The following is a 25,530-nucleotide window of genomic DNA, read 5'->3' as shown; positions in this document are numbered from 1 at the left end:
ATCCCTGCCTCCTTCTCTTTCTGATCAAGCATAATGACACGCCACGAAATGATTTGCCCCTTTTTTTATTAGAGCCGGCTCGTCAATTACGCATTTTTCTTTGGCCCTGAAGCACCGAGGATGAAATCTGCATCCGCTTGGAGGAGATAAAGGACTTGGTACATCTCCTTCAAGGAGTTTGCGCCTTCCCTTCTTGTCCGATGATACATCCGGTATTGCCTCCAACAACGCTTCTGTATATGGGTGAAGGGGGTTTTCAAATAACACATCGGTCTCCGCAATTTCCACGATTTTTCCCAAATACATCACGGCAACCCGAGTGCTTATGTGCCTTACCGCGCTCATATCGTGAGATATGAACAAATAGGTCAAATTAAACCTTTTTTGAAGCTCCTCGAACAAGTTGATTATTTGAGCTCTAATGGATACGTCCAGAGCTGAGACAGGCTCGTCACAAATCAAGAACTCAGGATTAATAGCTAACGCCCTTGCAATGACCGCACGCTGTCTTTGCCCTCCGCTTAATTCGTGTGGATATCGAGTTTGATAATGCCTCGTCAAACCAACTGCATCCATCAGCCTTTCTGCTTTGTTCCTTCTTTCTAATTTCGTTGCCTTTTCGTGAACAATGAGCACTTCTTCAATCGCATCGCCCACCGTAAGCCTTGGATTAAGCGAACCAAAGGGATCCTGAAAGACCATTTGAACCTTTTTTCTATATTCTTTAAGTTGTTTTTTATCAAGCGTTAGTACGTTAACTCCACGATAATAGATCTTGCTATTCTTTTGAGCATCCGCAAGCCCTACAATGACTCTGCCGAGAGTAGACTTGCCACATCCGCTCTCTCCCACTAGGCCAAGGACCTCGCCCGCCTTCACATCAAAATCGATGCCATCGACAGCTCTTATATATTGTTTTTTGCCAAAAAATTTACTTGGCACGGAGAAGTTAACGCATAAATCCCGCACCTCGAGCAAATGATCCGGCATATGATCATTCCTCTCTCGTCTTATGAGACGTTATGGCATCGCACGAGACGACCATCCAGCCTTGTGATGACCGGCTCTATATGCTTGCAGTAAGCTTTTGTGCAATCACAACGAGGAGCAAACCTGCACCCCGTAGTAATATCTTGTGGCGATGGCACAGTGCCTTTGATAGGTTTCAATGGTTTTTTGGGTCCATTTATGGACGGCAAAGATGCCAAAAGCCCTTTTGTATAGGGATGAAGCGGGGCCCTGAGCACATCCTTCGTCAGGCCGTATTCTACGATGCGTCCGCAGTACATTACGGCTACGCGATCGGCCACTTCGCTAATGACCCCAAGGTCGTGAGTGATAAACAACACAGCAGTGCCCATTTTTTCTTGAAGTTCCAGCATTAGCTCAAGGATTTGAGCTTGTACCGTTACATCTAACGCAGTTGTAGGTTCATCAGCTATCAGAAGGCTCGGATTACAGGCTAAGGCCATGGCAATCATAGCGCGCTGCCTCATGCCGCCACTTAGCTCGTGTGGGTACTGACGTAAACGTTTTCTTGGAAGGGAAACCTTACAAAGGTGTAGCAGGTGCTCGCTCTTTTTCAAAGCTTCCTTTTTAGACGCTCCTTGATGGAGCATTATTGCCTCGGAAATCTGAGTGCCAATGGTGAGAACCGGGTTCAATGAGGTCATTGGTTCTTGAAAAACCATGGAAATCTCCTTTCCGCGAACTCGCCTCATCTCATCCTCGTCCTTGAGCAAAAGGTCTTCGCCTTTAAATAATACTTTGCCGCCGACAATCTTCGCAGGAGGGTAAGGAATTAAACGCATTATTGAAAGTGCTGTCACGCTCTTGCCGGAACCTGACTCTCCGACGATTCCCAACGTTTCACCCGCTTGAAGGGCAAAGCTCACGGAATCTACCGCCGGAACAGCTGTACCTTCAATATAGAAGTAGGTTCTCAGATCTTTCACTTCTAATAGCGGCATTCCCGCAAGTTGGCACTCTCCGGATTGTAGGTATGCATATATGTCCATTGTTTTAAATGATATATTTGAATATTCTCAATGTCAAGATGCAAGTGAATTAGTACTTGCCTGTAGTTTTATCTGAGAAAAGCCAAAAATAGATTTCAAGAAGCTAAAGAAACAGTAGTCATAAAGCCCTATAAGGCGATTGAGTCAATTGACAAGTGCTGTGGCTAAATATTTTCAATTATTTTTCTGCCCCTCCTATGGGCTCTATAATCTTTAGTGTGGAAAATTTGACTTAAAAATATAATGGTGGTAAGAACCAACCAAACCCATTAAGAAAGGAGGCTCCTACCACCATGGCCAAAGGCCATTTAAATGATATCACTAATTTGCTTGGGTTGGAAGGTCTAAGGGTCATACAAGTAGTTAAAGAGGAAGATTTTGTAGTAATTAAAGTTCAGGCCAAAGGGGAAAGGGCGTTTTGTCCTCATTGCGGCTCAAAGCACCTTTACAGACACGGCCATGCAAGACCAAGAAGGGTGCTGCATGCTTTTATCTGTGGCAAGAGGGTATATCTTGAAATATGGGGACTGCAGAGGTGGAAGTGCAGGTCCTGTGGTCGCACCTTCACTTGGAGGCTTGAAATCCTAAGGCCAAGGAGCAGGCTTACCAATATGGCCGAGATGTGGGTACTGTGGTTGCTAAAGTTCATGAGCTTCAAAGAGGTGGCAAAGCTTCTTCACATATCCTACGGCAAAATTAAAAAGGTGTTGATGGACTTCGTGAGGATGGCTGACTTACCGGGATCAATGATAGACGACTTAGAAGAACTTCACCTAGGGATAGATGAACACAGTTTCAGGCATCAGGACATGGTGATAGTGGTGACAGACGTAATGGCAAAGAGGGTGCTTGGAATACTAAAGGACGATCGCCTTTCTACCCTGGAGGAGTTTTTAAAGAAGATCCCAAGCCAAAGGGTCAAGGAAGTATGCATAGACATGAAGGAGGGCTTTAGAAAGTTGGCTCAAAGGCTTTTCCCCAAAGCCAATGTAGTCGTAGACCATTTCCACATCATAGCAGACGGAAACAGACGCATGGACGAGGCAAGGAGGATAGAACAAGACGTACGTAACAAAAGAAAAGTAAGGATACCCAAAAAGATATTCCTCGTGGGATTTGAGCGGTTAAGCGAAGGCGGAAAAGAAAAGCTAGACGAGCTTTTAAGCCAATACCCAAACCTCAAGGACTTTTACTGGGCTAAGGAAGCTTTGAGGAAACTTTACAGTGCAAGGGACAAAAAAGAAGCTTTAAGGCAGTTGGAGCTAGTCATCATAAACTTAAAGGCCTCTGACGACGCTGAAGCCCGAAGGTGGGCAAATACGCTTAAAAGATGGCGTGAGCCCATCTTAAATTACTTCGACAACAATACTACCAACGCCTATACCGAAGGATGCAATACGAAGGTGAAGATGCTAAAACGAATCTCTTTTGGCCTTAGAAACATAGAGGTCTACGTCAGAAAGATGATGCTAGGGTTCTTGCCACAGAAATTTTTCCACACTATTTGAAATAGAGCCCCTCCTATGTTGACAAACTACAATAAGTCATATATGATTATCTTTAATTAAAAAAATCTGCGGAAAGAAGGAGGCGCTAAGTGGTGATAGGTGAACGCGTTTTGGCTACATCTGGACAATGCGTTAGTATTATCAGCACGATGTGCGCCTCCATATCCGGCGGTTATTATTTTAGCAACGGCCAGTGGCGTTATTATTACGCTTCTGGCCAATTTTCTTATGGAGACCGGCCGCCGGGCGGGAGTATTTACTGTAACACCATAAAGTAAAGTATCATAGTAGCAAGTTAAATCCGGGGTTCGGTCTCAAGCCGAACCCCGGATTTTTTTATTTTAAAAGGAGGAAAGAAAAATGGAAGCGACAAGAGCAATTATAAAGACAAAAAGAGACGAATCGGCAGGCAAGCTGCTCATGAAACTGGATCAAATGGGGATAACGGCTCGCATCACAAAAAACGAGCCGGAGGCAATCGTGCTGGCAGAAGGACAGATCGATGAAGGCAAGATAAAAACCATGCCTGAAGTCGCCCAACTGACCGAAGTAAAGGCACCTTTTCCCTTGGTCAGCAGGGAATGGAGTCAAAAAGACAGCATAGTAGAGATAGCCCCCGGCGTCGCAGTAGGAGGAGGAAACGTTCTAATCATAGCCGGCCCTTGCGCAGTTGAAGGGGAAGAACAGATCGTAAAGACAGCAAAGGCGATAAAAAACTCGGGCGCCACTGCCCTTCGGGGAGGTGCCTATAAGCCAAGGACCAGTCCCTACTCCTTCCAAGGCCTTGGGGCCGAAGGGCTGGCCTTGCTGTCGGAGGCAAAAAAAGCTACAGGCCTTCCCATAGTTACAGAGGTAATGACGCCTGAAGACATCGACTTCATGCTGCCTCACGCAGACATCCTGCAGGTCGGTTCCCGCAACATGCAAAATTTCTCGCTTCTCAAGGCTTTAGGGAAGGTGGACAAACCCGTCTTGCTCAAACGGGGCATGATGGCCACCATAGACGAGTGGCTTCAAGCCGCAGAATACATCATGGCAGGCGGCAACTTCAACGTCATCTTGTGCGAGCGTGGAATAAGGAGCTTCGAAAAAAGGACCCGCAACACCCTGGATCTAAACGCCGTACCCCTGGTCAAGAGCTTGAGCCACCTCCCCGTAATCGTAGACCCCAGCCACGGAACGGGAAAGAGCGAGCTCGTCCCCAGCATGAGCCTTGCGGCTTTGGCGGCCGGTGCCGACGGCTTGATCGTCGAGGTGCATCCGAATCCCAAAGAAGCGACAAGCGATGGAGACCAGTCGCTCGATTTCGAACAATTTGGCGATCTCATGAAATCCGTAAGCAGGCTGCTTTCCATAATGCCCGGCAAAGTCCTGGAGGGATCAAAGTGCAGTGTAGCAGCATAGGCATCATAGGACTGGGGCTCATAGGAGGCTCCATAGGCAAGAGCCTGCTAAAAAACGAGGCGTCTCACAGGGTGCTCGGCTGGGACGTAAATGAAGACGCGATAGACGTCGCGCTCGCGTCAGGCGCCGTCACGCACGCCTGCGAACCCGAAAAGATGGCGGGCGAAGCCGAACTGCTCATACTGGCGGTGCCCCCAAGCCAAATGGAACTGCTAAGCGAAAAAGTAGCGCCCTTTGCCGGCAAAGGGTTAAAAGCCGTAACGGATACGGCGAGCACCAAATCTGCAATAGTAAAGCAATTATCGGCAATCTGGAAGGAAAAGTACGTGGGGCTTCATCCAATGGCCGGCAAAGAAAGGGCGGGCATCGATAACTCTTCGGCAGATTTATTTGAGGGCGCCGCATGGGCCGTCGTCCCGAGCGCTATTTCGAGCAAGGAAGCAGTCGAAATGGCAACAGATCTGGTTTGCGTACTGCATTCGGTCCCGATCATCCTAACCCCCGAAGAACACGACGCCATCGTGGCCGTGACAAGCCACCTTCCCATGTTTTTGGCCACGGCGCTGGTGACGTTGGCCTCGCAAAGAGCTTCAGAAAATCCCAAACTTCCCAAATTCGTCGCCGGAGGCTTTAGGGATACGACCAGAGTGGCTTCCTGTCAACCCTGGCTGATATCCGAAGTATGGGAAACAAACGAAGGCTTTATAAAAGAGGCATTAAAGGACTTCATAAATATTTTATCCGAAATGTCCTCAAAGGACTCAAAAAGCCTCGCAGAGATGGCAACCGAGGCCAAAAGGGCCAGAGAATCTCTGCTTGCAGGACGAGGTGAAAGCAAATGATTGAAATAAGACCGGTAGAGGGAATAAGGGGCGAGATAAACGTTCCTGGAGACAAATCGATATCGCACAGGGCAGCAATTTTAGGCGCCCTCTCAAAAGAGGGGATAACTGTCGGCAACTTCTCAACCGGAGAAGATTGCGAGACCACGTTGGCATGCCTTAAAGCATTGGGCTGCGAGATAACAAAGCCAGACGACAAAACCGGGGCGAAAGATTTAAGGGATCCCGATCATCTCAGATCCGGCACGGCAGGTTTTGAAAACAAAGTAACGATAAAGGCACCCCAAGGCTTAAGGGAACCGAAAAACATACTGGACGCAGGAAATTCGGGGACCACGGCCAGGCTTTTGTTGGGACTAATATCGGGGATCCCAAATTTATTCGCCGTCATCAACGGCGACGAAAGCCTTAAAGGGCGGCCCATGGGAAGGGTCACGGGACCGTTAATTTCCATGGGAGCAAAAATAGACGGCAGGGAATTTGGCGAAAAGCTGCCCTTAGCGGTCAGGGGCAAAAAACTAAATGGCGGCATCCACGTACTTCAGGTGGCGAGCGCCCAGGTGAAAACGGCGATTCTTTTGGCAGGCCTCGGAGCACAAGGGGCCACCACCGTGATAGAACCCTCGCCCACCAGGGATCATACGGAAATCATGCTTGAATTTCTTGGCGTTCCCGTCTTCAAAAGCGATCTCAAGACGACGGTCTATCCGACTTCTCTCATAAACGGTGGAAGTTGGACCATACCTGGTGATTTTTCCTCGGCTGCATTTTGGATAGTGGCGGCGGCCATAACGAGGGAAAGCGAGCTGCGAATTAAAAACGTAAACGTAAATCCCACGAGGACCGGGTTGCTCAAAGTACTAAAAAGAATGGGGTTAGCTTACTCCGTCGAGGACGAAAGCCTTAGCGGAGGCGAAAAAACGGCAACGATCGCTGTCAAGTCCTCGTCACTTAGGGGAACAAAGGTGATGCCCGAAGAGATACCTTCCTTGATCGACGAGCTTCCCCTTTTGGCGGTGGCCGCCACCCAGGCAGAAGGGATCACCGAAGTCACGGGAGCTCAAGAATTAAGGGTCAAAGAAAGCGACAGGATTCACACTATGGCGGTGGGCTTAAAAAAGATGGGAGCACAAATAAAAGAAACAAAGGACGGTTGGATCATCAAAGGCAAGACCCCCCTTGCAGGCGGTAAGACAAAAAGCTACGGAGATCACCGCATAGCCATGGCCCTGGCCGTGGCGGGCCTTGCCGCGACAAGCCCCTTGCATTTGGAGGGAGAAAGCTGCGTCCGCATATCCTATCCCAGTTTTTTCGAAACCTTGAGAAAACTGACCCAAAACACAGAGGTCAGGGAGGGGATTCAACCATGACCATACGTTTTTTATCCAGCGGCGAATCTCACGGGAAGGGTCTTTTGATCATCATCGAGGGCATGCCTTCCGGGCTTGCGATCTCAAAAGACGACATAGAAAACCAATTGGCTCGAAGAAGGCGCGGCTACGGCCGGGGCGACCGAATGAAGCTTGAAAAAGATGAATTTGAGTTTTACAGCGGCCTCAGAGGAGGCGTCACCACGGGAAACCCCATCGGGGTCGTCCTTCACAACAGCGAATGGGATAAGTGGAAAGACGTCATGGACGCCGGGCAAAAGGCCATCACGCGGCCCAGGCCGGGGCATGCCGATGCATCGGGCATGGCAAAGTTTGGCCTTGAAGACGCAAGAAACGTCTTAGAAAGGGCCAGCGCCAGGTGCACTGCTGCCTGGACCATAGCAGGGACGCTTTGTCAGATGCTCTTAAAGGAGCTCGGAGTTACCGTAAAAAGCGCCGTCACGTCCATAGGAAAAGAAAAAGTCGATCTGCCCGAAAGCGACGAAGAATGGGCGAGGGCATGCTCTTCGGACATGGGAATCCCAAGAAAAGAAGACGAACCGCGCCTGCAAAGGGCAATAGACAGGGCAAAGGAAGAAGGCGACTCCCTCGGCGGCACCTTTGCAGTTGCCGTAAAAGGCATGCCGCCCGGCATAGGGTCTTACAGCGAATGGGACAGACGATTAGACGGCCGATTAGCCCAGGCTTTGATGTCCATACCCTCGGCCAAAGGCGTCGAGATAGGAGGAGGTTTTTCGCTTTCTGAAATGTGCGGGAGCGAGGTACACGACGAATTCGTCCTTTCCTCCGACCAGTGGGGACGAGGTACCAACAACGCGGGTGGAATCGAAGGCGGCGTTACCAACGGAGGAGATATATTTGTCCACGTGGCCTTAAAACCCATCCCGACCTTAAGGAAACCCCTTCGCACCTTTGACATCAAGACAAAAAAAGAAGCGCTCGCCCACGTGGAAAGAAGCGACGTTTGCGTCGTCCCAGCCGCCTGCATCGTTGGCGAAGCCATGACGTCGCTCCTATTGGCCCAAGTCATATCTGAGCAGTTCGGCGGCGATAGAGTAGAAGACTTAAAGCACCGCTTTGAAGAACACGTAAACAGGACGAGGAGGATGTTTCATGTCTAGTGCCATGCAAGTAATAGCAAAGGAGTCATCCTTGAGGTTGTATCTGGGAGGTTTCATGGCGGCCGGCAAAACCTCGGTGGGAAGCAAACTGTCCGAAATGACGGGACTGCCCTTTCTCGATACCGATGACCTTGTAGAAGCCATGGCAGGGATGAGCGTTGCCGAAATATTCGCAAATTACGGCGAACCCCACTTTCGGCTACTTGAGAAACGTGCCCTCGACGAAACCTTTAAACTGAAAAACGTCATAGTTGGCCTGGGCGGCGGCGTCCTGGTAAACCCCGAGCACAAGGCAAAGATTTTCGCCAACGGGACGCTGATAATGTTAGACGCGGCCGTAAAGACCATAATGGAGCGCGCATCCCGCCAGCCGGGGAAAAGGCCGCTTCTTAAAGAAGACAACGTTGCAGAGCTGTTAAATAAACGACGCGAAGCTTACAAGGACGCCCACCTGCGCGTCTCGACCGACGACATCTTCATTGATCAGGTTGCTTCCATCATCATCGATAATCTGGGCAAAGACATAATACAGCCCGAAAGGATATCCGGCGGAAGCTATGAAATAATGCAGGTCAAGACAAAGAAGGGCAGCAGCTATCCCATAGTGATAGGCAGAGGCATATTGACCTCCTGCGACGATATTAACGATATCTTAGGAGCCATCGCAGAAAAGCACAGCGGTGCACCCTTCGTGATAAGCGATCCGCTGTCATTTACTCTGTTTTCGAGGCAAATCAAAAAAATATCCGGTTCACACCTGCTACCACGGGGCGAGGAGGGAAAGACCTTGGATCAGGTTTCGCTCATCTACGAAAAACTTGCTAAGCACAATATCGACAGAAAAGGCTTGATCCTTGCCATAGGCGGAGGATGCGTGGGTGATGCGGCGGGCTTTGCGGCTTCCACCTGGATGCGGGGCATAGACATCGTACAAATACCGACAACTTTAATAGCTCAAGTTGACAGCTCCATCGGCGGGAAGACCGCCGTGGACTTGCCTCATGGCAAAAACCTGGTGGGGGCCTTTCACCAACCCTGCTGTGTGATCGTGGACGTAAACTGTCTTCTCAGCTTGCCCGACGAGGAGTTCAGGCAAGGAATGGCGGAGGTCATCAAATACGGCCTGGGCGAAGACCGCGAATTTTTCCGCTGGCTTTCGGAGAACAGAAAATCCATCCTTGAAAGAGACCCCGAAGCCTTGCTTAAAATGGTAAAACGCTGTATCGAGCTTAAGGCCTCAGTTGTGGGAGAAGACGAAAGAGAAACTTCGGGCGCGAGGACCCGCCTAAACCTGGGACACACCGTAGCTCACGGCCTGGAAGCCTGCTCTAATTACAGCGAGATAAAACACGGAGACGCCGTTGCCGTCGGATTGGTCGTGGCGGCTAACCTCGCAGTCATGCTTGGAACCTGCCAACGGGATAGCTTGGCCGAGCTTAAAGATCTGCTCGAATACTTTGGCCTGCCCACCAGACCATATAAAGTCTTTGACGAGGCCCTCCCCTTCATGCAAAGAGATAAAAAGTTCATAAGCGGAAAGCCCACAATGGTGCTGCCAAGGGAAGGCAAAAAGTGCGAAGTGAAAGAAATCTCGATAGAGCTGCTCAAAAATGCTTACCAAGCGGCAGTGCGCTAAAGGGGCCCAAAGGCATTATCGCGACTCGGTAAACTTTATCCGGGGGTAGGAACCTAAGACGCGCAAGCGCTCGACCCTGGATCTCATCGCCGCAAGCGCCTCCTCTACCCTTTCTTCCCCAACATCGCCCTCGAAATCCACGAAAAAGAAATACTCGAAGGGATTTCCGGGTAGGGGACGCGATTGGATCAAGGTGAGATTGAGCCCTGCTTTGTACAATGGCTCTAGGGCTTTAAACAAAGTCCCCGGCTTATGGGCTACGTTAAACAATATCGAGGTCTTGCACCTCTCGGATGACCTTGCGAAGGCACGGCCGATGAGCCAAAACCTGGTAGCGTTATAGGGGTGATCTTCTATGCCTTCGTCTAAAATATTAAGCCCGTTAAGCTCTGCCGCAAGCCTTCCGCAGATGGCGGCGCTTTTCTTTTTCGTCTTTGCGATCTTTGCGGCGTAGCTCGTGCTTGATGTAGGTATTTGCCGTGCCCCGGGCAAGTTTTTATGAAGCCAGTTCCTACATTGGCCGAAGGGCTGGGGGTGAGAGTAAACCTCCTCGATGTCAGCCATCGTCTTTTCTTCGCTCGCCAAGGCCAACCTTATGGGCAGCTGTCCCTCGCCGATCACCGATATGCTTTGCTCGGCAGTAGCAAAGGCATCCAGGGTGGAGTAAACGGTGCCCTCTGTGGTATTTTCAACAGGCACGACCCCTATCCCGGCTTTTTCCTTCGATACATGATCAAACACTTCTGCAGGGTTTTCGACGAAAACTACATCTACGAACCTTCCTAAAAAAGAAACGACGGCTTCATGGGAAAAGGAACCTTCAGGTCCCATGCAGGCTGCTTTTATCGGCCCTTGAACGGCCCTGCAAAAGGATATGACCTCTCGAAAAAGCAAGCTGACGAACTTCGGATCTAATTCATCGGTCAAATTACAAAGCCGCTCTATGACCTCCATTTCCCTGGAAGGATCATAAACCGAGGCATCGCCTTTGACTTCGCCTATCTTCTTGGCCAAATCGACCCGTCTTTCAAGAAGGTGAAGCAATTCTTCATCGACGGACTCTATTTGCTTTCTCAAATGATAAAGTTCCTGGCTTGACACGACTAGCGTCCCCTCTTTCTGTATTTCTAGCAATTATACAATATCCCTCAGCGTCAGGACCAGAGACGCCTCCCAACTGCTGCCCCTAAAGCGCTAAGTACGATAATTCCGCACCGACAATGCTTTCCCTTTGTATGATCTTTTCAGAAAGATAAACTTTTGCACTAGAATTACATTTTAACGAAGCCCTTCCTCGGATAGGATATGCCGCGATGAATGTTGCCCCTCATAAAATCACTCCTGTTCGAAGATGCTGGATTGATGATAACAGCAGATAAGGAATGTCGCCCCAGGCTTCATCATTCATCGTCCGAAATTTTTTAAGCCAAGGAGATCTTGGGATTTGAGAATGGAGAAATATTGGGAGCGAAAAAAACAAGAACAGGGGCAATTCATAACCAAAATAACGCCCCTGATAAAAGGGATTTAAACCTAATCCTTTTTAACCAAGGGCGATTTTACTGAAAAATATAGACTTGATCCAAAATAAAACTCTTAAATCTCTTTAAACTTAAACAAAACGGCAAATATTAAGTGATTTTTTCAGCAGTTCTGCTTCCAAACTTGATGACTTTTTTATATTCATACTACAAAACAGACTTTTCAAGTCTTTCCGATGTAGCAGGCCCTTATTTTCCGATCAATCACCCTGCCCATGATTTTCTTATCATCGCGATTGAAGATCAACTAACAAGTTTTTTCAAGAGTTGTTTCTCAGCGCCTAGCGTATTTTTCGATGGGCTGAACAATGTCTTATAATTTAAACCACCATTAATCGCACATTTTATCAAGTTCTGTCAGCCCGTAATCTAAAGCATCCATAGCAATATCTACCAACTCGGGAGTGATAGTACAATTAGGAGAAATATTCATGCAGTTGGGTTGGAATCCTTCAAACAGCACACCTTTCTCTAAAGCTTTGGCTCCGACTATATTGACAGGCCAATTTGCAATATTATGACCTAAAATTGCACCCCTGTCTTCTGCGACAAAAGGCTCCTGTTTTGCCTTATTTTTGACCAGCTCTACATTCCACAGACATCCACTGCCAGAAAAGTAGCCAATGCATTTATGTTTTTCTTGGAGTTCTGCCAACTTTTTACCTATGTACTCACCGATCTTGGCAGAATTTTCGATGACCTTTTCTTCAATGAGTACTTCTAGATTAGCTATAACTGCTGCCATCACAACTGGATGTTCTGAGAAGGTGGGAACTGATGTCCACCGATGTGTATTAAGTAATTGGGCTATCTCTTTGCTTACCGCAACACCGCCGGCGGGAAGCTGTGAACTTATCAAACCTTTAGCCATTGTCATTATGTCAGGCTTTGCACCCCCTCCGTATTTCTGATAACCGAACCACGCACCAAGTCTGCCGAATCCGCAAATTACCTCATCATCGATCCATAGTATTCCATATTTTTTAAGCATCTTCACTAGCTGAGGATAATACTCCGGGGCCGGTGCGATATTGCTAGCACCATAAGCTATTTCAGTAATCATAGCGGCTACAGTTTCTGCACCGATACTTAGAATCATGCTCTCGGTAAGAGAAACACAAGGGAGAGTACCATCGCCTTTATTCTTGCAATCCGGATATTTGTGTCCTAAGCTACATCTATAACAATTATGTCCCGGAACTACAAAAACCCCGGGCACATCTGCTCCTGGTAAAGGCTGATACCCAGGTTCAGTTGCCGAGCTAAGATAGCGAGCCACGGAGCGAAGGCGAGAGCACGCACCCGATCCCAAAGTCCAACCATGATAAGCCCACTGCCTGGTAATGATGTTTGGGCGATTAGTATATAATTTTGCTACTTGTAAGGCCATTTCAACTGCTTCACTTCCTGTAGAAACAAAACGCACGCCACCACACCATTTATCAGGGCCAAGAATATCTTCTACTAAGATCTTTGCAGCTATTGGCGTATATGGGTTAGCAAAACAGACTTCACCCACAAAACCAAAGTCCTCGGTTGCCTCTCTTATTGCCTGGGATATCTTCGGGTGTTTTAGCCCGACATTACAGCTGTAATACCCGCTTACCATGTCTAATAGCTTAGTACCATCGGATAAATAAATGAAATGCTGATCAACCTTTTCAGCAATTTTTCGGGCGATTGGCACTTCTTCCGCTGTTAGAAGAGGGTTTAAGAAGTACTTTTTTTCCCATTCCATAAGTTGCTCCCAATTAAAAGGTTTTTTCATTTTTTATTCACTCCTCCTGATCTTTTTGAATCTCTTTCCGAGAAGCACTCGTCATTAAACTACCAATTTTCTTCGCTTCACAACTTTATGCCATTTTCGTACCGCCCTTAAAACTGACCTTACATTTCACCTCCTTACCAGGTTCTGCGAGATTGCTAAAAAAATCACTTAACATTTGCCATTCTATTTACACTTAAGCTTAAAGAGATTCAAAATTTTGTTTTGAGATATGCCTTTGGTATTTTGCTATTAAAGGCTTTGAGTGCAAATTTTTAGATTATTTGCATCCTTACCCTGGTGATAACACACTAATCTCTTAGATTTCATAACAGATCGGCCGAAAGCAGATTGCCTTGCGCCTTTCAAAAATATTAAACACTTTTCTCTGTTTAAGGCTTTAAAGCAAATGCTGTCTTTTTATTTTTACGCAGAAAACTTACATTGAAGGAATACAACTTTTCTATAAGTTTTGTTTCCAGGTAATAACGGCTTAAATATTTAAAGTACATATATAGTTAATATTCGGAAGTCTATGAAAGGATCATCTGATTCACACTGGCTTCTGGTTCTATTGAGCCTCTGTCTGAGGGGTTAAACTAAAGATGCCAAAGAAAGGTTTTTAATGAGGCAAAAAAGAATACGCAATGTATTCACAAAAAGAATCGTATAGGATTCCTATCATCTTTTCTATCGGATACCAGTCAATACACTAGTTAATCTTATAGGACAATTTTGGGGGCGTTCCCTACGTCGGGATCGAAAATTGCTATTTGCGTCGATCTACGCCCAAGGGTGAAGGTGATTAACTATCGTTTGCCAACCTTTTTGATTTTTTAACGCTTTTATTATATCGAACCTGTAGTTTGAGTGTCAATTAGAAAAGTAAAAGTTCATATTAGAAAGACGATGTTGGATTTCTTACCACCAGAATTTTCAGAACTATTTGAAATAGTGCCAGAGAAGCTACTGCGCATTAAGAGGGAGAAATAAGATCCGGTTGAGACCGGCTCTCAAGAGCTATGCATGGTAAGCTATACACGAACTTCTTGACACTATGTCGATGAACTAAAGATAACCATTATTTTAATAAATTCTAACATTATCGGTTTCGATCAAATATTGTATATATAATACTGATAATGACAATGACACCGCTAAAGAAAGCGATAAACCTTTAAGGTTAAGCCCTGCTGGTTTGCCCAGGCTCTTCTCATTGTTCCTCAAGCAAAACAAGCTTAGTCTGATATTTCCCCAACAGGTGGAAGATAGCGGAATAAGCATTATAAGATACGCCTTTTACAAGGGAGCTGCCACCCGCTTTGCGTAATATCATTCCCGGGCAAATTGCTGACGAAAAATGCGGGAATTATAATTTCATACCACAATGCTTTTCTAAAGACAGGAGGTAATCCCTCAGTTCGCGGAAATCCTCGTAGAAGGCGGTAATCCCGTAACGTTCAAACTGATGGTAAGCATCCTTCTCGAGGGAGCTTATTAGCCACAGAATTTGTCGGCCTACGTCTAAGGCGTAGCCCTCACCTTCATCGTATTCCCAATATTCAGCCAACATATCCGTGGCATTAAGGGATGTCAGACCTTCGACGAACTCGTCCAGGGTAATCTCGTCGGTGTTCAGGCGATAAAGCAACTTAAGCGCTTTCTTGCCGATGCTCATGACGCTTCGGATGAAGTCATCATCGTATTTTCCCTTACTCTCGGCTACACCTTTAGCATCTGTCATGACACATCACTTCTCGCTAAGTGAAGCTATTAACTTCGAAACGATCTCGTCAAAAATCCGGCTAAAGGCGGAATCCGGTTTTTTGTCAACGAGAGGGGTTCCTTCATCGATGCATTCTCCCATGTCAAGCTCGATGGGTATGCTTCCCCAAAAGGGAATTTGCATCAGACGGGCGAGCTTTTCGCCCTGTCCTTTGCCGAAGGGAAACATTTCCATGCCACAAGAAGGACATTCGAGCGAACTCATGTTTTCCACCAAACCCAATAAAGGCACCTCTAACTCTTTTGTGGCGCTTATGGCCCGAGTGCAGACCATGGTGGAAAGCCCTTGAGGGGTCGTCACCACTAGCATGCCGTCGAGCTTAGGGATCGATCTCATCACGGCCTGAACCTCGTCGCCCGTGCCCGGGGGAAGGTCTACAAGCAGAAAATCTGCGCTCCCCCAGTTGACAGACGCAATCAACTGTCTTATAGCACGCATCTTATGGGCGCCCTTCCACATTATGGGTTGATCCTGCGTTGCCCACATGGAGGCAACGGACACAACTTTTATGCCCTTTGAGGTAACGAGCGGGTTGAAACAAAGGCCATGGTGACCAGGGTGGTCATGTTCGTTTACCACGTCCATCCTGCCGGACAAACCCAACGACCTGGGAACGGCAGGACCGTGGATGTCAGCATCGAAAATACAAACTTCGTAACCTCTCTTTTTCAACGCCGCGGCCAGGTTGACGGTAACGACCGTCTTTCCAACACCGCCTTTGCCGCTTAAAATAGCGATCTTATGGCGGACATCCTTGAGAGCTAAGGCCAGGGGACCCTTGGTCATCAACGCCTCTTCCCTAATTTTTGACTTCATCTCCTCAAATTGTTCGCAATCGATATCGGCATCCATGGACTTTCCACCCCACCCTTTACGTTAAATAAGTCACTTTATTCCCTGATCGACAACAACAGGGACGTCAGAATAGGGACAAATATCAACCAAGACAAAGTACAAATTAACCGTCGCGGGAATAAGTTGCATCAACCATTGCCTTTACGATCGAGGCCTAACGTAACCTAAAGCGGTTTTCTCGTCCTGCGAAAAAAGATCATGAAGCTCGCCTTTCTCCGATCCCCTCAGAACTTAGAAAAGGTATAAAAAGTAATTTCTGTTCATTGATTCTAGCATTGATTTACATTGAGGTAAACAGGATAAACAATCAAAGAAAGGTATAATCCTTTATAAGAAGAAAAAATCGGGCACGCAGTAAGATACATGCAAAAAAGGCCCTCCCATGTGGGCGGGGGCCTTTTATGAAGATCAACCTACCGATATCTTAAATTAGCCGTTGTCATTTAGCGGTCACATTTGTGTTTAAAGTCCCGAGTTCGCTCACCTCTATGGAGGTATCGGGAACATCCAAAATGTAAGGCACGACCACGGTGACAACTTCGGACTCCTCTTCGCGCTTCGTGCGGGTTTTAAAGATCTCGCCCAACAAAGGAATATCGGCCAACACCGGAACTTTGGAAACGGTATCGGTCTTTCTCCTGTCAAAAAGTCCGCCTATGACGAAGGGTTCGCCATTTCTGACTCGGACCATGGTGCTGACGTCTCGGGAGCTGGTGACGGGAACTTCTTCTCCCATACCTCCGGCCCTCCATTCGACGACTTCACCCGTCGAAATCGCTACGTTTATGGTGACGGTGTTATCCCTGCCTACAATGGGCGTAAATTCCAGTGTCGGTCCGATCCGTTCCTCCGTATATACGGGATTTCCCGCTTCGTCACGTTCGGAGATGTACTTGATGTTCGTGGTCAGGGCGATCGACGCCTTTTGTCCGTCCACCGTGACGACCGACGGGCTGGCCAGGATATCTGCCTTGTTGGATTCGACCAAGTTTCTTATGCCCACATCGAGCATTCGAAGCGTCCCGTTGGTGATGTCTACGAGATCCACATCGAGGGGCGAGGTAGGCCTGTCATCGTCAGGGTCAAAAGTTTCCGGCTCGCTGGAATGCACGTAACCTATAGAACCGCCGCCGGCTCCGTAGGAAAACCACCAGTGTTTGTAGACGGCATCTACAATACTTTCAAGCTCCTTCCTGCCCGTGTCCCTCACTTCGATGAGGCGCGCCTGAAGCATAACCTGACGTCCCGGGTGGTCGATCCTTTGAAGAAGTTGTTCCACGTCATGCAAATTGTCGGGCCTTCCCGTCACGTAAACCGTCCGAAGCCTCTCGTCCACAGCCACAGTAGTTACCCCCACAAGGCTTTGAAGGATGGCGGGAATTTGTTTGGGATCGGCGTAAGCTATCTTGAAGGACTTCGTCTGTTCCATCCCAAGGGATTTAGCGAGGCTTTCCGGAGTGCCAAACAGTATGGTGTTTCCCATCATGGCATAGTTTAAGTTGTTCATCCGCATTATATAGGCCAAAACTTCCCTCAAGGGTGCGTCCTTTACGCTTAATGTTATAGTGGTTGGAGGCACCGAAGGATCCACTATGACGTTTATGCCCATGAACTTGGCAAGCATCCTCAAGACGTCCTTTAGCTCTGTGTCTCTGAGCTCAAGTGTAACCGGCGAAGCGACAGACATCGGGTCTTTAGGCCCCGTTTTAAGCGATAAGGGCAAGCGCTCCTCAGGCTTTTTCGCGGGTTCTTCGACAGGCTTAGAAACGACGGGCCCAAGGTGCAGCCTGTAAACCGGCGCCGGTTCCGTTCCCTTTATTTCCTTAACTTCAAGGAGCTCATTCGTAAAAAGGCGCAGCTCAAGGCCGCCTTCGACGTTTACCACTTCGATCCCCCTCAAAAGGGGAAAGCTGTAGCTTCTGGACCACTGTTGAGCCGGCATTGAGGTCCCGGCAAAAAAGAAGACCATATTTCCGGGATCGGAATGCAAAAGTTTGGGACTGGGCAATTTTGTGCCCTTTACCTCCACCAGCAAAAGGGACGAACCGGCCTGGTGTACCAATACTCCTCCAAATATAGGCATATCCTGTACTACTTCTCCGGCAGTCGTACTGACGCTCGTTTGAGCCAGTGCTTTTTCGCACGAATAAACGCCAAAGACAAAGCATAAAAACACAATGACCAACATAAAACCTGCCATTCTCTTTGTGCTTCTCATAGCACATCCATCCCCAATTCCATTTTCGTTCCTGCCCATAATACCACCACCTTCGTCGGGGTAATGCTGACCACCTTGCCTTTTCCGTTGTCGAATTTATATCCCGGAGAAACGATCAGTCCGTCGCCTTCTCCCTCGATGTACATTAGCGCCATGGGCTTCCCGTCCAATATCATGACGGCACGGACCTCCATATAGGGCGGCAGATATACTTCTTCGTATGCCGGAGAAACTTCCCCTTCTCTTGCCGCAGTCTTGGCTAATTCAGCCAACACCACAGGCATGGGAGGTTCGTTAAAGGGGTACCTGTCCAATGTAGAGGCGATGTAGACAAACTCCCCGCTGGTTGACCTCGCCTGAACGATTTCCTCAAACCCCTTGGCCATCTCGGCAAATTTCTTCTCCTCTTCCACGCCCCGCTTTATCGGAGGAGTTTCTAACGGAGTTATTTGCGATAAGGCTATTATCTGTCTGTAAAGATAGATCGACCATCCAATGCTCAAGACGAGCAACAGGGCTAGCAGTATGCGCAAAAACCGTAGGGAGCCCCTTCCGTAAAGAAGGCCATTCCACAATGAAGCAAAAGCATCTTTCCACGTTTCACCCACGCCCAAATCACTCCCCTTTCATGATGGTCTCTATCGACATATCGGCACTTACCAGCCCTTTTTCTTGCCCTTTAACTGTCAAGGAAAATAAGCGCACGGCCGGTTTATTGCCCCGCATATCGGAGATGGCCGAAAGGAAATTGAGGTAATCGCCTTCACAAGACACCGACACGGCCGTCCTGTCCGGGGTAGTCGATTTGACAGGATTAACCTTGTTGATCTTAAGTTTATTCCCCGCCATGACCTTTTCTATGGCCGCGAAAAACGCCACGTTGTCCGCCGGAAATTCAACGCGAGATTGCTCCATTTTGCTCAAGGCATCGCGGTAAACTTCGAGCAACGCATACTTTTGCGCAATGGCGCCCTTCAAGCTCACCTCCTGTTTGGCAAGGCCCTCTATGGCATCCCTTTCCTGCAAGATGCTTGCGCTCAAGGCGTGCTGAAACCACAGAAATCCCCCCATCACAAGGCAAAAACAAAAAATTATGAGTGCTTTCTTAACGCTCAACTTCATCCTTTTCAGCTCCTTTGGCCACTTCAAAGGTCCCCAGGAAGTCTTTAATGTCGCAGGTGAAGCTGAACTTCACAAGGGTTCTTTCATATTCATCTTTGCCCTTTTTGGTTTCTTTAGACGTCACCAAAGGGCTAATGGAGCTAGTGACGCTGGCGTTAAGCAGTTTTAAAGCAAAGGCGGCGACATCGTTTTCCGCGAAGGCATAACCTTCGACGTCAGCTCTGCCCGGGACCAGCCGAACTTGGGAAAGCCAGACTTCGTTGGGCAGGGATGCCATAACGGCAGAAAAAAACTCGACCGAAGGGATGTCTTCCCTCAGCAAAGACAGCACTTTTTCGTACAGGTCAAGTTTCTCCTTGTTCTGTGCGATGTAACCATCGAGCCTTTTGCCCTCAAGCGTCAATTTTTCCACGCTCGCCTCTAAAGCCTGTCTTCTAGCCGTAAGTTCCCTTAAAACGAATATACCGTAAGCGGAAGTAAAACATGACGCTACAATAAAGACAAGGATGAGCGCTATGGCGATCACTCTCGGAAGGTCGACCTTTTTCCTCTCGGCTATCTTTACACCCAGTGGCCTTAAATCTATTTTGACAGTCATGATTTATCCCTCACAGCCAGCCCTATTGCGGCTTCCCACCCGTATTCTTCAGGCAATTCTCCCTCGATGGACCACGCCATCCAGGGATCGGCCACATGACACATGTACGCGTCGGAGGCCGCCTGTATCTCAGCTTGAAGACCCTCATCACCACCGTATTCACCGCAAAGAATAATTTCCTTCACGTTCCACCCCCTAAATTGGGAGCTTCCGAAAACAATGGAATTTCTTACCTCTTGCATCAACACCTCATACACAGACGCTCCTCCTTGAAACTCGCTGCGTGCCCCAACATAGACCGTCCTATAGACCAAGCCGTTGCCCTTGTACTCCAAAATGATCTGCGAGCTTCTGTCGCCGACAGATAAAATCAAACTGCCGCTCGAGCTTTCGCCACGAGAACCCACAACCCCTCTAACGATCGCGATGCCTGCAGGCTCAATCGCCGTGACCCTCGCGTCCTCCTTTGCCACCATATCCAATATTCCGTTTACAACGGTAAGACGCGATGCGACAATCATGACGCTCATATTTTCGTCGGAAAGCGGCGAAGGGACATCAACGGGCACAATGTCGAAGGAGGCATCCTTTAAAGGAAAAGAGAAGTAATGTTCAAAATCCCACCCAAAAGCGCTTCTGGCATCCTCCATGTTCATCTTGGGCATCTCGACCACCCTGATGATGGCGTCCTGCGGCGGCAATCCCACCACCACCGAGGGCGCAAACTTGCCGCCCAGCTTGGTCCTCAAACTGCCGAGCGCCGTCGAAAGACGATCCATGTTCACGATCCTGTCCTGTGCTATCGTGCCCTCTTCCACCGAAACCTTCGCGCTTCTTGCGATCCTAAACCCACGTGACGAGGGCCTAAGCTCAAGATACCTGATCGCCCCTCCCTCTATGGAAAGACCAGCGTAGTGCCGTTTTCTTCCAAACATCACACCCCCTCCTTAGAAAAAAACCCGTTTTACGAATTTAACTTTAGAGCCTTCTGCTGTAACTTCTACGCTTTCCCCCTGGTAAGCCTGGGCAAACTGTCTGGGCGTCATCTCTTGGTCGTCTGCTCCAATGAAAAGCGTCTCGTCAACCACCCATATAAATTTTTTAAGCCCTTCCACGGTGGATAAGAAAAGGTATGGCGGGTCCAATTGAAGCTTTGACAGCATGCCGTAGTAAACGTCCGGTTCGGAAGGACCGGCATTTGCAATGGGGACAGCGATAAAAAGAAAGAGGACAGAAAAGATCATAAAGAGCTTAATTATCTTCATGGTATCCACCTCCTCCAGTAAGAGGGCACCATGACGCCGCTTGGGTATGCAGAATCCCAGCTTGCAACCTCGGGCGGAACGTCAAAGGCCAATAATCCACTCTGGATCTCAACCCCTTCGCCCAATTCCTCTGGAAGTTCAGCATCAACCTGTGGATAATCCGTGACGCCTGCGTAAACGCGCCCTTCGGAAATAACTATGCCCGAGACCTTGACGCCCTCCAGCTCCACGTATTTTTTACCTCCAGACCAGGCACCTTTGCCGGTAGTGGCGTTTAAGACGTAAATTCGGCTTGTTCCAACGCTGCAGGGATCCTTGGATGGTATATAGGTGGAAAAGAAGATGTGGCCGTTGTAGTAAACCGGGGGTGTCGTAGCACCTTCTCCTTTGGGTATCTCCGTATACCACCCTTTGGCGCTTGTGCTGACACTTTTTACATCTTCAGGGTCCAATTTCATAAGCTCGTTCATTTTCATAAGCTTGTTCTCTTCACTTGCACCCGAAGAAATGTTGGCAGCTACCATGTAGTCGGCCTTTTTTTCGGGATCGTCCTTCATCAGATTTTCATAATCACCGGTGAGGATGAAAATCCACTTATTGCGGTCAATATAAGCAGTATCCAGTATGTAGGAGGGTCCTACGGAGCCCTCTAAATCGAAGACCGGCTCCAACAACCAGTCACTAGGGGTCGAACTCGTCAAATTTCCTTCGTATATGATGCCGTTATCGTCTCCGATGTAAAAATACTTGGCCAGGCGGGTAGAACCGGTCCAGATTATTGCAGCAGGTGTGATCATTTGCTTCATAGAACCCTCTTTTTCAAAGACCCTGAGCAATTTGCCATTTTCTACGTTTATGACGTAAACGCTTGCAATGGAAAAGCCCTCGTTGATGCGCATCTGGGAGCCGTTTCCCATGATTGCCACCCACGTATTTGGCAGTGTTCCATTCGGGACCGGTACATAACCAATTGCGGGCGTGCTCTGGGTAAAGCGCAGGCTTTTGTAGTTCAAGTCGCTTGAATCTTCTATATTCTCGCGTTGAGTATTCGTGCGTGTAACGGCATCACCGCTTCTCGCCCAATAGGAAACAAAGAAATTTTTATCTGCGCTCGGAAGCACTTCGTCTCCCTTGCGATTGTATATGGCGTTTTCCACAGCCCACATAAACTCAGGTTTATCGGGGTCGGTGACGTCCAGGGCATAAAGGCCCGGCCCGGCGTAGCCCAAAAGCCCAAGCAAGACAGTGTGGTAGTCGCCATCGCTAAGCAAGACGTCTTCTGCCGTCATCGTGCCGTCGAGCAGATACCGCGGGTTTGATTTTTCCTTATTCAACCACGTTACTGTCCCGTCTTGTGAAATGTCCTGCTTCATGCCCGCCATTCGCCCCTCTGCCAGCACGTTTGGAGGAATGAAGGCCCACTTTTCCTCTCCAGTGTCGGCGCTAAAGGCATGAAGCATTCCGTCGTTCGCCTGAACATAGACCAGCTTTTCCCTGTTGGCGTTGTCCGCCTTAAACTGCATGTAAAGCTCGTGAGGGTTGCTTCCCCTCGGGGGTCCTATTTCCGCTATACCGCTGTGGTATATGTCTCCGAGCTTGTATCTCTCAGATCTCTCAGATCCTGGGACTTCGTCCCACTCGTCGCTGCCCAGGACCCATTTTATGAACTTAGAAGCCTGATCTTGTTGGGTAAGCCCGAGCATCGGGGCCAAAGTCGAAGCATTGCCTTCCTTGAAGTCAAGCTTCCAATTTCCGTCCTTCCAGTTCACGGTAAAAACGTTTCGAGCGCTGTAGGGTTTGGCATTTAGCTTGTCTGCGGCATCCCATTCGTAAGATTCGGACATGGCTCCATTCGTATCGAGTGTATATTTATACAGATGGCCGGCCCATTGTCTTTCCACACGAGGCACGAAGTTAGGCACGTAAACCCCGCCTTCCTGGCCTCCTATGGGCGGGCTCACGAGTGGAGCGTTCCCGGTCGAATTGAAGCTCTGAATTTTCTTAAATATGTCCTTGAAGGCCTTCATGAGTTCCTCCACATTGGTGGCAAAATAGGCATAGCTTGGGTTCTTGTTCTCGGTTTCGTCGTTGTTTTCGATGCCGTCGTCTCCCATGTCGGCCATGCGGTTCAAAGTCTTCGCTAAGCTCGACATGTCCTCGGGGTCTATAAGACCAATTACCATGGTCTTGACCGGCTGGGCCTTGTGTTCCTTTCCTTTGCTGTCTTTAAAAACAGGCCAATCGTTTTTGTTGTATTCATTGTAAAGATCTTGTACAGCCTTTACAGGATCACCCCCTAAAGTATCCTCCCCATCTGTAAGCACAATCAGCCAGTTTTGCTGGCACCAGGCGTTTATGGCACTTATCTTCTTATCACTAGAATCATCACTAGAATCATCGAAGGGATTTTTAATATTTTTAAGAAGGAAAAAATCCTTGGTATCGCCATAATAAGGTGCATTATTGGTTTGAGACTTGTCCGCCCCGTAAATGGACGCTGCAAGCGGCGTGTCACCATGGGCACGCAGTTCGGGGTTATTCGAACTTTCAACACCATCTATCCACTGTGTTATCTCTTCTATACTTCCTGGCTCGTCAGTGGATCTAAAAAACCTTCTAAGCAAAGCTCTTTTCATACGATCTTTATCTCCAGTAGTGCTACCTTTCCAAGAAATAGCTTGTAATGTTCCATTTGAGGTAGGACTCCACCTGTACCATGAACCTGAAGTCACCGAAGGAACATTATTATATTCTTGTTGAAAGTACGTGGCCAACCCAATTCGCAATCCTGAAACCAGTCCGGGATCGTTTAAGATCTCCCACAGGACCAATTTTAATTTATACATGCGGCTGTCGTTCGGATAAAGGTATCGTCCATCGTCGTATTGATCAAAATATTGATGTTCATCTGGTAAATCTGCGCCATCAATATATACAAGGTTAGGATGGTAGTTAAAGGGTTTAGTGGGATCGTTATTTGAACTATCCAAATCGCACCCGAAGTACCTGTAAACATTATTACCGTACTTATAAGGCTTACTGCCGTCCCCGTAAGTCGATATGTTCTTGTCGCTCCTAAACGTCATCGACCCGCTCGTGTCCAAAAGAAGAAGGACGTTTGGCTGGACGGATTGAGCATAACCCTCAGGCAGAGGTTTATTGCAGCTGGGCAGGACCGGCGGCTCGGCAGCAGCTTGAGGCAAAATCCCAAGTTGGCCGGCGACAATGACGGCAAAGGCCACCGCCACCAGTACAAAGGCGCGTTTTAAAACACCAATATTTGATAAAAACTTTTTCATGGGTTACACCCCCGTTTGCGGTTTCTAAAACCGCATGGCGACCGCCTGTTCGGCGGTGCTCGTCCTGTCTTTGTAAGTGGCGGTGCATCGTATGAGATAAACGCCTATATCGCTGCCCGGTGCGCCCTCGCCCGTGGAACCTCCGCCCCTGCCAACGACTGCGTAGCTTGGCCTTACTACAGAGCTTCCCTCTTCAAGCTGGGGACGAATGGCAGGAGGAAAGCCCTTTTTGTAATCGTCCATCAGATCGGGATGCGGCTCGTAGGCCAGGTCGTAAACCACAACGTGCAATTTGATCCCGTCTTCGGTGGTAATATCAAAAACCCCTTTGTCGGTCGAGCTGACCCTTGCAATGAGAGCCTCGTAAGTGTATGTAGCGCCGTCAGGCTTGTCCGCAGACGAAAGCATGCCGTCGCCGTCTATATCCGTCCAGCGCGGGATATGTCCCAGCTTCATGTTCTTATAAATCCACCCCTTGCCTTCCTCGATGCCGCTCACGGCGGCGTTGTAAAGGCGGGTGCCGGTCACGGTCTGCTTGGCGCTGGAATAGTAATTTTCCGTTATATAAAAGGCCGCCGCCACGAGAGCACCTCCAACGAGCACTATCACCAACACCAGAGGCAGTGCTATGGCCTTTCTTTTTTTTCTCATCAGTTCCTCACCCTCCAGGAGGCTGACATGGCAACGAGCCTGTAATGCCTGTCCTCGCTTGTAACCGTGCCCGTAAGCGGCCAGCCCGGCACATCGCCCGAGGTGACCTCTCCGGGAAACTTGCGGTTTCCCCGCACTAACAAATGGACCGTCAAAACATTGCTATCGTCATCGAAGGAAAAAAGCACCTGAGATACGCCTTCGGATACGGGCTGTGCAGGACTTCGCGTCACGTCCTCCACATAAAAGTGCGGTGACGTACCGCCAGGAGATTCGACGTAGGCGCATAAAGCCCGCACGTACTGAAGCTCGGCAAAAAAGGGAATGAGGTCAACACGCGACGACTTTACGGCCAGCGTTGGCGGGTCAGCTGTATTATTAATGCCAGTTACTGCAAAAGGAGTCTGACACCCCGAAAATGTCACCCAGCCGTCGGTCCTCCTGCCGGTCGAAGTCTGTGCTATCCAGCCCGACGGACAAGCCTCCGACAATTTCAGGACGGCCTCGCTA

The 25,530-nt window shown here is 48.5% G+C and carries 21 protein-coding genes and 1 pseudogene; 7 read left to right on the top strand and 15 right to left on the bottom strand.

Going from position 1 to position 25,530, the window contains the following annotated elements:
* Window positions 1-24: 24 nt before the first annotated feature.
* Together AC5SXE_RS03840 and AC5SXE_RS03835 are read right to left on the bottom strand one after the other, a co-directional pair.
* Window positions 25-990, bottom strand: coding sequence for an ABC transporter ATP-binding protein (locus AC5SXE_RS03840; RefSeq protein WP_493916675.1), 966 nt, complete (start codon window positions 988-990; stop codon window positions 25-27).
* A 20-nt stretch (window positions 991-1,010) separates the two neighbouring features.
* A complete protein-coding gene (locus AC5SXE_RS03835) occupies window positions 1,011-1,970 on the bottom strand; it encodes an ABC transporter ATP-binding protein (protein ID WP_493916674.1) in 960 nt (319 codons plus the stop codon).
* Between the two features lie 341 nt (window positions 1,971-2,311).
* Between AC5SXE_RS03835 and AC5SXE_RS03830 the strand changes: the two genes are divergently transcribed.
* From AC5SXE_RS03830 to aroB, 7 genes are all read left to right on the top strand, one after another.
* A complete protein-coding gene (locus AC5SXE_RS03830; RefSeq protein ID WP_310846065.1) occupies window positions 2,312-3,526 on the top strand; it encodes an ISL3 family transposase in 1,215 nt (404 codons plus the stop codon).
* A gap of 92 nt (window positions 3,527-3,618) precedes the next feature.
* Window positions 3,619-3,804 (top strand): hypothetical protein, encoded by a 186-nt coding sequence (locus tag AC5SXE_RS03825; RefSeq protein ID WP_493916673.1) that lies wholly within the window; start codon window positions 3,619-3,621, stop codon window positions 3,802-3,804.
* 82 nt (window positions 3,805-3,886) lie between these two features.
* A complete protein-coding gene (gene aroF / locus AC5SXE_RS03820) occupies window positions 3,887-4,930 on the top strand; it encodes a 3-deoxy-7-phosphoheptulonate synthase (protein ID WP_493916672.1) in 1,044 nt (347 codons plus the stop codon).
* Complete coding sequence (locus AC5SXE_RS03815; RefSeq protein WP_493916671.1) at window positions 4,912-5,772, top strand: prephenate dehydrogenase; 861 nt, start codon at window positions 4,912-4,914, stop codon at window positions 5,770-5,772. The genes aroF and AC5SXE_RS03815 overlap by 19 nt, the downstream gene beginning before the upstream one ends.
* A complete protein-coding gene (aroA, locus tag AC5SXE_RS03810) occupies window positions 5,769-7,142 on the top strand; it encodes a 3-phosphoshikimate 1-carboxyvinyltransferase (RefSeq protein ID WP_493916670.1) in 1,374 nt (457 codons plus the stop codon). The genes AC5SXE_RS03815 and aroA overlap by 4 nt, the downstream gene beginning before the upstream one ends.
* A complete protein-coding gene (gene aroC, locus AC5SXE_RS03805) occupies window positions 7,139-8,284 on the top strand; it encodes a chorismate synthase (protein WP_493916669.1) in 1,146 nt (381 codons plus the stop codon). The genes aroA and aroC overlap by 4 nt, the downstream gene beginning before the upstream one ends.
* Entirely contained in the window at window positions 8,277-9,920 is a 1,644-nt protein-coding gene (gene aroB / locus AC5SXE_RS03800) for a 3-dehydroquinate synthase (RefSeq protein ID WP_493916668.1), read from the top strand. Before aroC ends, aroB begins: the two co-directional genes overlap by 8 nt.
* A gap of 15 nt (window positions 9,921-9,935) precedes the next feature.
* Here aroB and pheA read toward each other — a convergent pair whose 3' ends face one another.
* The 13 genes and pseudogenes from pheA to AC5SXE_RS03735 form a co-directional block, all read right to left on the bottom strand.
* Window positions 9,936-11,054, bottom strand: a complete 1,119-nt coding sequence (gene pheA / locus AC5SXE_RS03795) for a prephenate dehydratase (protein ID WP_493916667.1) — start codon at window positions 11,052-11,054, stop codon at window positions 9,936-9,938.
* Between the two features lie 738 nt (window positions 11,055-11,792).
* Window positions 11,793-13,229: a class-III pyridoxal-phosphate-dependent aminotransferase gene (locus AC5SXE_RS03790; RefSeq protein WP_310848167.1), complete on the bottom strand. Its 1,437-nt coding sequence runs from the start codon at window positions 13,227-13,229 to the stop codon at window positions 11,793-11,795.
* A gap of 1,366 nt (window positions 13,230-14,595) precedes the next feature.
* Entirely contained in the window at window positions 14,596-14,970 is a 375-nt protein-coding gene (locus tag AC5SXE_RS03785) for a hypothetical protein (protein ID WP_493916666.1), read from the bottom strand.
* Window positions 14,971-14,976: 6 nt separating this feature from the next.
* The gene (locus AC5SXE_RS03780; RefSeq protein WP_493916665.1) at window positions 14,977-15,864 is read right to left on the bottom strand and encodes an Mrp/NBP35 family ATP-binding protein; all 888 of its coding nucleotides are present in this window, start codon (window positions 15,862-15,864) and stop codon (window positions 14,977-14,979) included.
* Window positions 15,865-16,306: 442 nt separating this feature from the next.
* Window positions 16,307-18,124 carry a secretin GspD/PilQ domain-containing protein gene (locus AC5SXE_RS03775; RefSeq protein WP_493916664.1) on the bottom strand — a complete coding sequence of 606 codons (1,818 nt, stop codon included), beginning with the start codon at window positions 18,122-18,124 and terminating at the stop codon, window positions 16,307-16,309.
* Complete coding sequence (locus tag AC5SXE_RS03770) at window positions 18,082-18,693, bottom strand: hypothetical protein (RefSeq protein ID WP_310848178.1); 612 nt, start codon at window positions 18,691-18,693, stop codon at window positions 18,082-18,084. The genes AC5SXE_RS03775 and AC5SXE_RS03770 overlap by 43 nt, the downstream gene beginning before the upstream one ends.
* Before the next feature lie 7 nt (window positions 18,694-18,700).
* On the bottom strand, window positions 18,701-19,207 hold the full coding sequence (locus AC5SXE_RS03765) for a hypothetical protein (protein ID WP_493916663.1): 507 nt from the start codon (window positions 19,205-19,207) through the stop codon (window positions 18,701-18,703).
* On the bottom strand, window positions 19,191-19,805 hold the full coding sequence (locus AC5SXE_RS03760; RefSeq protein ID WP_310848181.1) for a PilN domain-containing protein: 615 nt from the start codon (window positions 19,803-19,805) through the stop codon (window positions 19,191-19,193). The genes AC5SXE_RS03765 and AC5SXE_RS03760 overlap by 17 nt, the downstream gene beginning before the upstream one ends.
* Window positions 19,802-20,740, bottom strand: coding sequence for a type IV pilus biogenesis protein PilM (gene pilM, locus AC5SXE_RS03755; RefSeq protein WP_323721359.1), 939 nt, complete (start codon window positions 20,738-20,740; stop codon window positions 19,802-19,804). Before pilM ends, AC5SXE_RS03760 begins: the two co-directional genes overlap by 4 nt.
* Window positions 20,741-20,752: 12 nt before the next feature.
* Window positions 20,753-21,070 carry a hypothetical protein gene (locus AC5SXE_RS03750; RefSeq protein WP_310848188.1) on the bottom strand — a complete coding sequence of 106 codons (318 nt, stop codon included), beginning with the start codon at window positions 21,068-21,070 and terminating at the stop codon, window positions 20,753-20,755.
* Window positions 21,067-24,369 (bottom strand): pilus assembly protein, encoded by a 3,303-nt coding sequence (locus tag AC5SXE_RS03745; protein WP_493916662.1) that lies wholly within the window; start codon window positions 24,367-24,369, stop codon window positions 21,067-21,069. Before AC5SXE_RS03745 ends, AC5SXE_RS03750 begins: the two co-directional genes overlap by 4 nt.
* A gap of 24 nt (window positions 24,370-24,393) precedes the next feature.
* Window positions 24,394-25,020, bottom strand: a complete 627-nt coding sequence (locus tag AC5SXE_RS03740; RefSeq protein ID WP_493916520.1) for a hypothetical protein — start codon at window positions 25,018-25,020, stop codon at window positions 24,394-24,396.
* Window positions 25,020-25,530, bottom strand: a pseudogene (locus AC5SXE_RS03735) (pilin); the annotation flags it as partial. The pseudogene AC5SXE_RS03735 and the gene AC5SXE_RS03740, both read right to left, overlap by 1 nt.

Source organism: Acetomicrobium sp. (assembly GCF_059026225.1).
The sequence above is the reverse complement of the archived record's forward strand: the minus strand, read 5'-3'. Positions and strand labels throughout refer to the sequence as shown.